Annotated in this window: 11 protein-coding genes; 7 read left to right on the top strand and 4 right to left on the bottom strand. The window is 68.5% G+C overall.

All coding sequences use genetic code 11. The features are described from left to right. Positions 1–2: 2 nt before the first annotated feature. The 4 genes from VEIS_RS14285 to VEIS_RS14275 form a co-directional block, all read right to left on the bottom strand. Positions 3–1058, bottom strand: coding sequence for an SDR family NAD(P)-dependent oxidoreductase (locus VEIS_RS14285; RefSeq protein WP_011810665.1), 1056 nt, complete (start codon positions 1056–1058; stop codon positions 3–5). Positions 1059–1204: 146 nt separating this feature from the next. After that, entirely contained in the window at positions 1205–1363 is a 159-nt protein-coding gene (locus tag VEIS_RS28790; protein ID WP_157048522.1) for a hypothetical protein, read from the bottom strand. A gap of 10 nt (positions 1364–1373) precedes the next feature. After that, positions 1374–4133, bottom strand: a complete 2760-nt coding sequence (locus tag VEIS_RS14280) for a LuxR C-terminal-related transcriptional regulator (RefSeq protein ID WP_011810664.1) — start codon at positions 4131–4133, stop codon at positions 1374–1376. Positions 4134–4379: 246 nt separating this feature from the next. Beyond that, positions 4380–5558 carry a tripartite tricarboxylate transporter substrate binding protein gene (locus tag VEIS_RS14275; protein ID WP_232287695.1) on the bottom strand — a complete coding sequence of 393 codons (1179 nt, stop codon included), beginning with the start codon at positions 5556–5558 and terminating at the stop codon, positions 4380–4382. A gap of 327 nt (positions 5559–5885) precedes the next feature. Here VEIS_RS14275 and VEIS_RS14270 point away from each other — a divergent pair, with 327 nt between their 5' ends. The 7 genes from VEIS_RS14270 (at position 5886) to VEIS_RS14240 (ending at position 13213) form a co-directional block, all read left to right on the top strand. Next, positions 5886–6617, top strand: a complete 732-nt coding sequence (locus VEIS_RS14270; RefSeq protein ID WP_011810662.1) for an IclR family transcriptional regulator — start codon at positions 5886–5888, stop codon at positions 6615–6617. 418 nt (positions 6618–7035) lie between these two features. Beyond that, positions 7036–7542, top strand: coding sequence for a bacteriohemerythrin (locus tag VEIS_RS14265; protein ID WP_011810661.1), 507 nt, complete (start codon positions 7036–7038; stop codon positions 7540–7542). A 56-nt stretch (positions 7543–7598) separates the two neighbouring features. Next, positions 7599–8936: a Rieske 2Fe-2S domain-containing protein gene (locus VEIS_RS14260; protein ID WP_011810660.1), complete on the top strand. Its 1338-nt coding sequence runs from the start codon at positions 7599–7601 to the stop codon at positions 8934–8936. Beyond that, positions 8933–9922: a PhnD/SsuA/transferrin family substrate-binding protein gene (locus VEIS_RS14255; protein ID WP_011810659.1), complete on the top strand. Its 990-nt coding sequence runs from the start codon at positions 8933–8935 to the stop codon at positions 9920–9922. Before VEIS_RS14260 ends, VEIS_RS14255 begins: the two co-directional genes overlap by 4 nt. 10 nt (positions 9923–9932) lie before the next feature. Beyond that, entirely contained in the window at positions 9933–10904 is a 972-nt protein-coding gene (locus tag VEIS_RS14250) for a Bug family tripartite tricarboxylate transporter substrate binding protein (RefSeq protein ID WP_011810658.1), read from the top strand. A 6-nt stretch (positions 10905–10910) separates the two neighbouring features. Further along, the gene (locus tag VEIS_RS14245) at positions 10911–11882 is read left to right on the top strand and encodes a PDR/VanB family oxidoreductase (protein ID WP_011810657.1); all 972 of its coding nucleotides are present in this window, start codon (positions 10911–10913) and stop codon (positions 11880–11882) included. Positions 11883–11998: 116 nt separating this feature from the next. Continuing rightward, positions 11999–13213 carry a Gfo/Idh/MocA family protein gene (locus VEIS_RS14240; RefSeq protein WP_011810656.1) on the top strand — a complete coding sequence of 405 codons (1215 nt, stop codon included), beginning with the start codon at positions 11999–12001 and terminating at the stop codon, positions 13211–13213. The last annotated feature ends 144 nt before the right edge of the window (positions 13214–13357 follow it).

The raw sequence follows: 13357 nt of genomic DNA, 5'->3' as shown, positions 1-13357 counted from the left end.
CGTCAGGCCTCCGCCATCGGGATTTCGCCGCTCAGTTCGGCATTGGGCGCCGCGCGCCGGACGAGATCGGGCAGCCTCTGCGCGAGTTCGGACACGCTCCAGCGCCCCTGTTTTTCGATATGGGGGCCGGCATGCCAGCCCTCGGCCACCGTGATGCGGCCGCCCTTGGCGCCAAACACGCGGCCAGTGACGCCCTGCGACGACACACTGCCGAGCCAGACGACCAGCGGCGCAACGTTTGCCGCGTCCAGCGGATCGAAGCCGGGGCCGCCCCTGGCCTTGGGGTCGAGCCTGCCGCTCTTGAACAAATCCTCGGTGAGGCGGCTCATCGCGGTGGGGTAGATCGCATTCACCGTCACGCCATAGCGCTCCAGTTCGCGCGCGGCCACGATGCTCATGTTGGCGATGCCGGCCTTGGCCGGGCCGTAGTTGGTCTGCCCGACGATGCCGTACAGGCCGGACGACGAACTGGTGTTGATGACGCGCGCCATGCGCTGGCGGCCAGCCTTGGCCTGCCCGCGCCAGTACATCGCGGCGTGGCGCATCGGGGCAAAGGTGCCGCGCAGATGGACGCGGATCACCGCATCGAAGTCTGCGATGTCCATGTTGACGAGCGCCTTGTCGCGCAGGATGCCGGCGTTGTTGACCAGCACATCGAGCGCACCGAACGTGGTGATCGCGGTCTGGATCAGCCGCCGTGCGCCCTCCCAGTCGGACACGTCGTCGGTGTTGGCAACGGCCTCGCCGCCCAGGGCGCGGATCTCGGCCACCACTTGCTGCGCCGGGGCGTTCACTGGAGCACCTTCGCCCTCGGCTACGGTATGAGCGCCTTCGGGCGGCCGGGCGGCGAAGGATGGAGTACCTCCGCCTTCGGCTGCGGTATGAGCGCCTTCGGGCGGCCGGGCGGCGCTCATGATGCCCGTGCCGTCGGACTGGGTGCCAAGGTCGTTGACAACCACTTTGGCGCCCTGGCGCGCGAACTCCAGCGCGTATGCGCGGCCGAGGCCGCAGCCAGCGCCGGTGATGACGACCACCCGCCCCTTGCAGAGCTGTTCCATCTCCATTGCATTCCTTTCGTCGTACCGGGATCGATGCACCAGCCCGGAGTCGCTGCGGCCTGGCCGGCCCATCGGCGCTGGCGCGTGCACCGATGATGCGAAGTCGAAGGCCGCAGGCCACTAGCCGGGATGGCTAGCGTCACCAGTCACCGGCCACCGGTCATCTGTCGGTCTGCGCTGGCCATCGAAGCGCAGCGCGGCGTTGCAGCGCTTGCCAGTACGCTCGGTATGGGCTGCGCGCTGCGCCTTGCGCTGCGCTCCGATGGCTGCGCGCAGCCTGCGACATCGGACCGATGACGCGACACTGGCCGCAGTTCAGCGGGACCTGGGGGTTTCCCGAGGCAGCGCGAGATCGCGCATGCGCGCGACCGCTTCGCCGCGCTCGGCGACGCCCAGTTTGCTGTAGACCTTGCGCAGATGCCACTTCACGGTGTGCGGTGTGACGCCCAGCACGCGAGCGATCTTCTTGTTCGGCATGGCCTGCGCCACGAGGCTGAGCACCTCGCGCTCGCGCGCGTTGAGCAAATCGGCGGCGCTGCCTTCGGCTGCGGCGTCCGTTGCGCCGCCGCTGGCCGCACCCATGCGCCGCGTGGCTGCGGCTGCATCCAGCAGCCGCCGTGCATAGAACGCGAGAACCGGATCGGGCACCGCATCCGCCAGCAGCGCATCGAGCAGCGCTGGCACGTTCGTCGACACGTCCAGCAGGCTGCGCACCAACCCGAGCCGATGGCCCAGGCGCAGGGCTTCGATGGCCTGGTGGCGCGCGCCCTGCTGGTTGCCGCGCCCCGATTCCGCAACGGCCAGTTGCAACTGCAGGGCCGCCAGGGTGCGCAGCCGGCCGGCCGAAGCCGTGCGCTGCACGAGCGCTCCGAGGCAGTCGACGGCGGCGCCGAAGTCGTTCCAGTGCAGGCGCATGTCGGCGCGTGCGCGCTCGGTGGTGCGCCAGGTCTCGGCTGCCGTGCCCTTGCCGGCCCCGGCGTGCCGTGCGCCGAGCACCTCGATCCGCCCGAACACCATGTCGGCCTGCATGGTCTGGCCTTGCTTGAGGTGCAGGCGCATGCGCAGCCGTAGCGCATGTGCGAGCAGGCGGTCGAGCCCGTTGCGCGCGGCGTAGTCTTCCAGGCGCTGGAGGTGGCCGAGCGCTTGCAGGCGCCGGCCCGTCAGCCAGTGCGCACATGCCAAGACGACGAAGGCGCGCAGCACCGCATCGGGAATCGAGGCGCGCTCGAGCACTTCGATGCGGGGTTCGAGCAGGCTGCAGGCGGCTTCGAGTTCGTTGCACTCGTAGAGCATGTCGCTCAGCAGGCCCGCCGCCATGCTGGCCACCCCGATCCTGGCCGCGCCTTGCCCTTGCGCCTCTTGCAGAACCTCGCGCAGCAGTTGCTCGGCCTCGGTCATGCGGCCTTCGAGCGCGTAGCTCATGCCGGCCAAGCAGCGCCCGATCAGACGACGCGCCGGCGCGCTGCCTCGTTGCTGCGCGGCCTGGTCCAGCAGCACGCGGGCCTGGCCGTATGCGTCGCGGTGCATCAGCATCCAGGCCAACAGGTGGCAGCGCCCGGCAAAGAGGGGCGGCCTGTCGTCCGGGATGGCCCGAAGCTGCGGCGCGAGCGCCAGCAGCGCCTCGGTGTCGTCGCGCTGCAGGGCCAGGCCGCCGCGCAGCAGCGCCATATCGTGGTGTTGCTGCATGTCCAGGCTGTCCCACTGCGCCTGCAGTTGCGCCAGTTCGCTCTCGAGCGCCTGGATGTTGCGCGCGTACATATGCAGGTAGGCCGCAGCCAGCCGCAGCGCAAGACGCGCCTGCACCTGCGCTGCGGGCAATCTGCGCATCAGGCCGCCGAGCGCGGCCAGTTCGCCCTGGGCCATCAGGTCGGACGCGCAAGCCTGCACGATGTCCGCCGCCGCGTGCGCGTCGCCCGCCAGCACGGCATGGCGCACAACCTCGCCGATATGCCCGTGCGCTTCGAACCAGCGCCAGGCCGCGCCATGCAGCGCGCGGCGCTCGGCGCCGGGGCGTCTTTCCAAGCGTGCCATCAGTGTCTCCCGCAGGAGCGGATGCACGCGGTACCAGTCGTCGCGGCCATGGCCGCCGACCCGACTGATGAACAGGTTCCCGCCGTCCAGGCGCGCCAGCCGCAGCGCCATGCCGCCGGCATCCTGCTGCCCCATCAGCGCGGCGCACAAGGAGGCACTGAAACGGTTGCAAACAGCCATCCTGGTGAGCAGTGCCAGGTCTTCATGCGCCAGATGCGCCAGCACTTCGCGCTCGAAATAGCGCGCAAAGACCTGCGCATCACGCGCCTGCGCCCGGGCGTATGCGGCGCCCCGCCCGGCCTGCAAGCCGGGCACGAACAGTTGCAGGCCCGCCACCCAGCCGTCGGTCAGTTCGTGCAGCGCCTGCATGTCGCGCAGGTCGATGCTGCCCAGTCGCTCGCGCAGGAAGCGCCCGGTTTCTTCGGCGGAAAAGCGCAGGTCGCGCAGGTCGAATTCGCTCACCAGTCCTTGCGAACGAAGCCGCACGAACGACAGCGGCAGGGCATTGCGCGAAGTCAGGACAAGGTGCAGTTTCGGTGGCGCGTAGTCGAGCAGCCACTGCAGCGCCCGGAAGATGCGGGCGTCTTGCAGGTGCTGGAGATCGTCGAGCATCAGCACCAGTTCCCGTGGCCGCGACGCGATGGCCTGCACGACGGTGATCACGGCATGCTCGAGCGCCGAATCGTCGTTGCCCTGCCCGAGCAGGAGCGCCGCCTCGCGCACCGCATCGGGATCGATCGCGCCGATGCTCGCCAGCAGGCAGTCGAAAAAGCGTGCCGGCGCGCAATCCTCGGCCGAAAGGGACAGCCAGGCCACGTCGAAGTCCAGCGCCAGCAGCGCCTGCCGCCAGGCCACCAGCGTGCTGGTCTTGCCGCTGCCTGCGGGCCCCTGCACGACCACGCAGCGCTGGCGCCGGGCTTGCAGCAGCCGCGCCTGCAACGCATCGCGCGGCACCAGCCGGCGCGGCGGGCGCGGCGCAAGCAGCTTGGCGCTGGCGACCGGTTCGGGCCTGCGCCCGGACGGCACCGCAAGACTGCGGCTCATGACATCACCCATGGGCGCGGGAAAAGGAAAAGAAAAAGGGATGGCCCACAGTATCGGGCGCGTCGCTGCCGGTCAGGCGCGCGCGCTGCGCCATTCGGCACCGATGGCGGCGAGATCGGCATCGGGCCACTCCTGCGCTGGCCTGGTGTCACGTCACGATTCCCCCGGGCTCGTTCCCGACTGCGGCGTGCGGCGTGCGGTGGGCCCACCGCCCCGGGTTCACGCGCGACGGGCCGCAGCACGAAGTCACTCCGCCTTCACGCCGGTGACCTTCACCACATGCTCCCACTTTTCTTCTTCGGCGCGCAAGAAAGCCGTCGTCTCTTGCGCGCCGCCACTCAAGGGTTGCGCGTAGAGTCTTTCGATCGCGCGCTGAACGTCTGGCTGCCTTGTGATCTCGGCGATCGCGGCGCTCAGCCGATGGACGATTTGCGCCGGCGTGTGCGCCGGCGCGACCACCAGGTAAGTGGCTTCGACATCGAAACCATGCAGCCCCGTTTCATCGAGGGTCGGGATGTTCGGCAAGAACTTCGTGCGTTTCTTGCCAGTGACCGCAATGGCCCGGAGCCTTCCCGATTCGACCAGCGGCGCCGCCGTGGAGATGCTGCCGAACATGAGGTCCAGGCTCCCGCCCATCAGATCGACCTCCGCCTGCGCAATGCCGCGATAGGGCACATGCGTCATCTCGACCCCCGTCAGCACCTTGAACAGTTCCCCGGCCATATGAATGGAAGACCCCACACCCGGCGAGCCGAAGGTCAGGTTGCCTTGCTTGGCGCCCTTTATCAGGTCATCGACGCTGTGGAGCTTCGATGCCGCAGGCACCACCAACAGATTCGGGGTCGACGCAATCAGTGCCACCGGGGCCAGGCTGCGCTTCCAGTCGTAGGGATTGCGCTTCAACGCCGCGTTGACGGCGATGTAGTTCGCCGCCATCACCAACGTGTATCCATCGGCGGGGGCTTTGGCGACGATATCCACCGCGATATTGCCGCCCGCGCCGGCGCGGTTGTCCACCACGAACGACTGGCCAAATTTCTGCGTCAGCTTTGCAGCGTAAAGCCGCGCCAGCAGATCCGTCGCGCCACCCGGGTTGAAGCCCACCAGCAGTTTGACGGGCTTGCCGGGATAGTCGTCCGCCGCATGGGCCACCGGCGCGCATGCCAGTGCGAGCGCACCGATCCATTTCCAGAATGCCATCGTTGTCTCCATGTTGCTGGACTTTATCCGGCATACCGTTCCATCGTACACTATGGCGTATGAATTACGTCGATATTCCGGCATTTCGTACATGTCTTCGGCATCAGGCACAACAGACCCAAGCGGACCAGCTTGGACCAGCCACATCGCGGTGACACAGGTCGGCCAGACCGCAGCGCGCCGGAAAACCTTCGCTGCTGAAACACCGGACTGCGCCTGTTCCACCGCCCCCGGCGCCCTCGATCTTCGGGCAAACCTAGTGTCGCGTCACGGATCAGATGTCGTAGGCTGCGCGCAGCCATCGGAGCGCAGCGCAAGGCGCAGCGCGCAGCCCATACCGAGCTGTATTGGCAAGCGATGCAACGCCGCGATGCGCTTCGATGGCCAGCGCAGACCGACAGATGATCAGTGACGCGACACCAGGTTGCATGCGCCCTGCAGCCCCATCTCCGGCGAACCGCCAAGCGCTGCCAAGCGTTTGATTTCGTTCTGCTTTCAAGCGGAAATGACTGTGTTTCAATGCCCCGCCAATAAGCAAATTCGATCCAATCCATGCCACAGATCGTCCCGGCCGCACAGCGTGCATTGCAAGTTTTCGAAGTCTTCGCGCGCGAGCGCAGGCCCTTGACCAACTCCGACCTGGCCCAGGCGCTCGATCTTGCTGGCAGCAGTTGCTCGGATCTCGTCTACACCCTGATCGAGGCCGGTTATCTGCTGCGCACACCGAAGGGCCGCCTGCTGTATCCCACGTCCCGGCTCGGGGAACTGGTCCAGCGCTTCGTGCCGACCGATCCGCTACAGATGTTCGCTGCGGAGGCGCTCGAACTGCTTTCCAAGCGCTCTGGCGAGACCTCCATGTGCGGCTATCTCGTCGGCAACAAAATCAAAATATTCTCCTGCCAGGAAAGCCCGCGCGCACTGCGCTACGTGCTTTTGCCGGGCACGGAACTGGACGTGCATTCGACCGCACTCGGCAAGGCGATCCTGGGTGCGCTCGCGCCGGCCGAGCGCGATACGCTGATCGATCTGCTCCCGATGACGCAAGCCACGCCGCATTCGATCCAGGATCGCGGCCAACTGCGCAAGGAGATCGAGGAAGGCATCAAAAAAGGCACCTTCACCGCCCGGGATGAAGGCGGAGAAGGCGTCACGGCGATCGGAATCGCCGGGAAAATCAACGGCCGCGTCACCGCCCTGTCCCTCGTAGGCCCCACGTCGCGCATGGAAAAAAGCATGGACCAGTATGTCGGCATTCTTTTGCAAGCGCGCGGCGAGTTCTTCTGAGTTGCCTCCAACGGCCCATTCACCGGCCCATTCACCGGCATATCCACCGGCACCTCCGGCCCGATCGGGCTGCGTTCGTCGCACCAGGCCCACTGCGCGGCATGGGCCTTGGCCCAGTGCCGGCAAACGGCGCTCTCGGACACCCCCGGTCTGCGCGCCGCCTCGGGCAGCGCCTGCGCGTGGCGGCGCATGGGCATTGGATATACGCACTGGCCAAGCGCTGATCGCACGGGCCGCCATACCCGGACAACGCCCGCCCGGGCAGGTCGACGCTGGCTGGCGCGCAGAGGCCCGCTCGGACCCGTGCCACGCTATCGCACCATGTGCACCACGCTGGCCGAGACGGCCCGTTTGACTGGTTTGGTTTCCATCAATATAGTTAGACGACTAACCATTTTTCGTCTTGCAAGTCACGGTCATGCGCTCTGCCGAATCGAGTTCCCCCATCGGTCACGATGGCCCACGCCGTGGCCACGATGGCCCACACCTCGACCACGACGGCTGGCTGCTTGGCTATGCGCCGATGGATCGGTTGCACGAGGAGTTCCTCGCCTTGGTGCATGCGCTGGCGCAAGCGCCCGAGCATGCCGTCGCTGCGGCGCTGGATGCGCTGGCGCTGAATGCGCGCGCGCATTTCGGCGCCGAAGACCAGTGGATGGCCGCATCGGCCTTCCCGGCGCGGGCCTGTCACATCGACGAGCATGCGGCCGTGATGCGCTCGATCGAGGGCGTGCAGCGCCGCGTCGCGCGCGCCGACTTCGGCGCCGCGCGCCCTCTTGCGGATGCGCTGCTGCAATGGTTTCCCGGCCACGCGGACTATCTCGACTCCGCCCTCGCCCATTGGCTGTGCAAGCAGCGCCTGGGTGGCGCGCCCATCGTCCTGCGGCGCCGGATCGAACCGTTCGTCGCCCCTGCCGCAGGCTGACCGCCCCCTTACCCCCCCTGTACCCCTGTGACCCCCCTTTGACCGGAGATTGCCCCATGCTGACCAAGGAAGAAAACGAACTGCTCTGCCGCGTGGAGGGCGATGCCGCCATGGGCCGGCTGATGCGCCACCATTGGACGCCCGTGTGTCTCGCCGAGGAGGTCGGCGAGCCCGATGGCGCCCCGGTGAAGGCGCGTGTCCTGGGCGAGGATTTGGTCGTGTTCCGCGACAGCGACGGCCGCGTCGGCGTGCTGGCCGAGGCCTGCCCGCACCGCGGCCCGTCACTGGTGCTCGGCCGCAATGAGGAAGGCGGATTGCGCTGCCTGTACCACGGCTGGAAGATGGATGTAGACGGCAATGTGCTCGAAATGGCTTCGGAGCCGGCGGCCAGCGGCCTGGCGGCAAAGACCAAACACCGCGCCTACCCGAGCCGGGAATGGGGCGGCATGGTCTGGGGCTGGTTCGGCGCGCAGGGCAGCGCCCCCGAGTTTCGCGCGCCCGCGTGGGCGCCGTCGGACCAGGTGCGCGTGAGCATCGCCAAGGTGCTGCTGCCCTGCAACTGGGCCCAGGTGCTCGAAGGCGCGATCGATTCGGCGCACAGTTCCAGCCTGCATTCGTCGGACATGGTTCCGGCGCCCGTCGGCGGCGCCATGGCCACCGGCAAGGCTTGGCTGCGGCCTTCCACCGACAAGGCGCCCCGGCTGCAGGTCGAGCGCGCAAGCTATGGCTTTCGCTATGCCGCGCTGCGCCGTCCGATCCGCGACGCCGCCCGCTTCGACTACGTGCGCTCGACGGTGTTCGTCGCGCCCGCGACGGTGCTGATCCCGCCGAACAACCTCTACAACGTCGCCAATGTGAACGTGCCTGTCGACGACACGAACACCGCCTTTTATTTCATCGCCTGGGGCCACCCGGCGCAGACGCCCGAGACGCACACCTGGCGCCAGTATTTGCACCAGAGTGTGGGCGTCGATCTCGACGATCGCTACCGCCCGCTGCGCAACGAGGACAACCGCTTCTGGCAGGACCGCCAGGCGATGAAGGCGGGCAACTTCACCGGCATCAGCGGTTTTCCGAACCAGGACGTTGCGATGTGGCTGACGATGGGCCCGATCGCCGACCGCAGCCGCGAGCGCCTGGGCGCGAGCGACTTGGCGATCGTCGAGTTTCGCCGCCAGATGATCGATGCGGCGCGCGCGCTCGACAACGGGGAGCCGGCCATCGGCACCGCAGAGCGCGCCATCCCGTCCGGTGTCTGCGCCTTTCAGGCCATCATCCCCAAAACCATGGACTGGCGCAGCCACGAGGCCCGTTTCACCTGGAGCGACGATGGCCGGGAGCCTGCCGGGATCGAGCCCCCGCCCGCCATGACGCACGGGTCGCTGACAGCATGACGCGGCTGCAACTGTCGGTCGCGATGGGCGACTACGACCGCACCCGCGCATTGTTCGACGGCCGCGTGCAGATCGACGGCGTGGACCCGGTCTACTCGCTGCTGAACCCGGAGGAGATGTTCTTTCGCGCCATGCGCAGCCAGGACTTCGACATCACCGAGCTGTCCCTGTCGAGCTACCTGCTGCGGCACGCGCGCGGCGATTGTCCCTACATCGCCGTGCCGGTGTTCCTGTCGCGGGCGTTCCGCCACACCTCGATGTACGTGCGCAAAGACCGCATCCAACGCCCGCAAGACTTGCGGGGCCGGCGCGTGGGGCTGCCCGAGTACCAACTGACGGCCAATGTGTGGGCGCGCGCAATCTTGCACGACGAGCACGGCCTGCGGCCGCAGGACATGGTCTGGGTGCGCGGTGGCATCGATACGCCGGACCGCCAGGAGAAGGTCCGGCTGCAACTGCCGCCGGACATTCGCATCGAGCAGGCCCCCGAGGGCACGACCATCTCCGAGCTGCTCGATCGCGGCGACATCGACGGCTTCATGGCCCCGCGTCCGCCGAGCCGGCAGGCGCTGGAGAACCCGCGCATCGGCTGGCTCTTCGACGATCCCACGGCCGCCGCCAAGGACTACTACCGGCGCACCGGCGTGTTCCCGATCATGCATGTGCTGGGCATCCGCAAGGAACTGGCCGAGCGGCACCGCTGGCTGCCGGTGGCCGTGCTCAAAGCCTTCACGCAGGCCAAGGCCGTGGCGCTGGAACTGCTGGCCGACACCTCGGCCACCAAGGTCACACTGCCGTTCGTCGAAGAACAACTGAAAGCCGCGCGCGAAACCATGGGGCAGGACTACTGGTCCTACGGCGTCGCCGCTGCGCGCAACACGCTCGAAGCCTTTGTGCGCCACCACCATGCGCAAGGGCTGTCTGCCAGTGTGGTGCCGGTCCAGGCGCTGTTTCACCCGGCCACCTACGAGACCTACAGCATTTAGGAGACGCCCGATGAACCGCGCCGCCTGGCTCAGACTTGCCGCAGCCTGCTTGACCGTTGCGGCCACCGCGCCGGCGCCGGCCCAGTCCTGGCCGTCCCGGCCGATCAAACTGCTCGTGCCGTACTCGCCAGGCGGCTTGCCCGACACGGTCGCGCGCGTGCTCTCGCTGCCCCTGCAGACAGCCTTGGGCCAGTCCGTGGTGGTCGAGAACAAGCCCGGCGCCGGCGGCGCCATCGCGGCCTCGGTGATCGCGCAGTCGCCGGCAGACGGCTACACCCTGCTGCTGACGGACGGACCGATGCTGGCGATCACCCCGTTGATGATGCAACGGCCCGCGTATGACGCCGCGAAAGATTTCGCTGCGGTGGCGCTGGTGGGCACGGCGCCCTTGTTTCTGGCGGCGAACGCGCGGCTGCGCGCCAATACGCTGGCCGAACTGGTGGCGCAGGCCAAGGCCGAGCCGGGCGTGCGCAACTACGGCTCCTCGGGCATCGGCAGCATCCACCACCTGAGCGCCGAAGCGATGAAGGCGGGCCTGGGCATCGAACTGACGCATATCCCGTTTCGCGGCAGCGGCAACTCGGTGCCGGCGATGGTCGGGGGCGATGTCGACCTGGTGTTCGCCTCGCCGCCGTCGCTGATGGGCTTCGTGAAATCGGGCCAGGCCAAATTGCTCGCGATCAACTCGGCCCGGCGCTCACCATTGGCGCCCGAGGTGCCGACCCTGGCCGAGACCATTCCCGGCTTCGACTTTGCCTTCACCGTCGCGGTGCTGGCCAAGACCGGCACGCCGCCCGATCTGATCGACAGGATCAGCGCCGAGATCGGCAAGATCGTGCGGCAGCCCGAGATCATCGAGCGGCTGCACAAGGCCGGCGTCGATCCGATCGGCGCCGGGCCGCAGCAGTTGGCCAAGGCGCTGCGCGCCGAGTCGGCGCGGATCACGGCGGCCGCGAAGCTGGCCAACCTCCAATCCGAATGACCCCGAATGACCCCGATGGACACCCGCGCCGACACACCCATGCCGCTGCGCATCGCCCGGATCACGGACGTTGCGCAGGGCATCCGCAGCTTCGATCTGGTGCCGGCCGACGGCGCGCCGCTGCCGCCGTTCACGCCGGGATCGCATGTCAGGGTGCAAACACCCGACGGCGCCCTGCGCAAGTATTCGCTGTGCAACGATGCGGCCGAGCGGCATCGCTATGTGATCGCGGTCAAACGCGAGCCAGGCGGGCAAGGCGGCTCGGTCAGCATGCATGACGCGGCGCATGAGGGCCGCATTTTGCCGACCTGGCCGCCGGACAACGCCTTTGCGCTGATGGCCGGCGCCCGGGCCTATCTGTTCATCGCGGGGGGCATCGGCATCACGCCGATCCTGTCCATGATCCGCTGCCTGGGCGCGTCGCCGCCCGCGCCCTGGAAGCTGTACTACCTGACCCGCTCGCCCGAAACCACCGCCTTCGCCGATGAACTGCGCAGCGCGCAATGGCAGCGCAAGGTGCATATCCACCACGACCACGGCGACCCCTTGCAGTCCGTCGATCTGTGGCCGGCGCTGGCGACGCCGAACAGCGCCCACCTCTACTGCTGCGGCCCGCGCGCACTGATGGAGTCGGTGCGCGACATGACCGGGCACTGGTCGCCGCGCCATGTGCACTTCGAGAGCTTCGACGAGGGCGGCCGCGCCCAGCCCGACGACCAGCCCTTCAGGATCCGGCTGGCCCGCTCGCAGCGCGAACTCGAAGTGCCGGTGGGCCAGTCGATCCTGGCCACGCTGCGCGCGCATGGCTGCAACGCGCCCTCCTCCTGCGAGAGCGGAACCTGCGGCACCTGCCGCACCACCTTGCTCGCCGGTCAGGCGCAGCACCGCGACATGGTGCTGCTGCCCGAGGAAATGTCCGGGCAGATCATGATTTGCGTATCGCGCGCCAAGTCGCCTCTGTTGGTGCTGGACCTGTGAGCACCGCCCGGCCGCCCGAAGGTGCTCGCACCGCAGCCGCAGGCGAAGGTCCTCCAGCGACCACCGCCCGGCCGCCCGAAGGCGCTCGCACCGCAGCCGCAGGCGAAGGCGTTCCAGTGAGCACCGCGCAGCGTCCGATCCGGCTGGGCGTTGCCGGCCTGGGCCGCGCATTCACGCTGATGCTGCCCACCCTGGTGCAGGACAGCCGTGTGCAACTGCTGGCCGCCTGCGATCCACGCGCAGCGGCGCGGGCGCAGTTCCTGCGCGACTTCGGCGCACCGGCCTACCCGGACATCGAAGGCTTGGCCGCCGATCCATCGGTCGATGCCATCTACATCGCCAGCCCGCACGCGCTGCATGCGCGGCACACCTGCATCGCGGCCAGGCATGGCAAGCATGTGCTGGTCGAAAAACCGATGGCGCTCACGCTGGCCGAATGCGACGCAATGATCACGGCCTGCCGGGCGGCCGGCGTGCAACTCATCGTCGGCCATTGCCACAGCTTCGATGCGCCCTACGCCAAGGCGCGCGCGATCATTGCCGGCGGCGGCGTCGGCCCGGTGCGCATGATCCATGCGCTGAACTACACCGACTTTCTGTACCGCCCCCGCCGCCCCGAAGAACTGCAAACCGAGGCCGGCGGTGGCGTGGTCTTCAGCCAGGCGGCGCACCAGATCGACATCGTGCGGCTGCTGGCCGCAAGCGCCGTGACCCGGGTGCGTGCCGTCACCGGCGCCTGGGATGCGCAGCGGCCGACCGAGGGCGCCTACAGCATGCTGCTGTGGTTCGAGACCGGCGCCTTCGCCAGCCTGGGCTACAGCGGCTACGGGCATTTCGATTCCGACGAGTGGTGCGACTGGACCGGGGAGATGGGCGCCCGCAAGGCGCAGCAGGATTACGGGCGCGCACGCCAGAGGCTGGCGCGCCTGCATGGACGCAGCGACGGTGCCGCCGAAGAGGCGCGCCTGAAAGCGGCCAGCAGCTATGGCGGGCCCGACTACCGGCCAGCCCCGGCGGCCGCCGCCGCCGCGCACCAGCACTTCGGCCCTGTCATCGTCTCCTGCGACCTGGCCGACCTGCGGCCCGTTCCTGACGGGGTCTGGGTCTACGGCGACGAGCGGCGCGCGCTGGTTCGGCTCCCTGCGCCCGCGATACCGCGCCACGAGGTCATCACCGAGCTGTACGCCGCCATCGCGCAAGGTGTCCGCCCGCTGCACGACGGGCCATGGGCGCGCGCCACGCTGGAGGTCTGCCTGGCGCTGCTGCAATCGGCCCGCGAAGACCGCGACGTGACCTTGGCGCGCACCAGCGCCGGGCGTGCAGGCCGGTGAAACGCACGCCGGGCCATCGCGCCATGTGCGCTTGCATGGCCGTCGGCGCGGGCGGTTCGGACGGCACGCTGAAAGCCAATACCCGCCCCGTTCTGCGCGCCATGCAGCAGACAAGCCGGCCCGGGCACCACCCCGGCGCGCGCG

Origin of the sequence: Verminephrobacter eiseniae EF01-2 (assembly GCF_000015565.1) — a bacterium.
GTDB lineage: Bacteria > Pseudomonadota > Gammaproteobacteria > Burkholderiales > Burkholderiaceae_C > Acidovorax > Acidovorax eiseniae.
The sequence above is the reverse complement of the archived record's forward strand: the minus strand, read 5'-3'. Positions and strand labels throughout refer to the sequence as shown.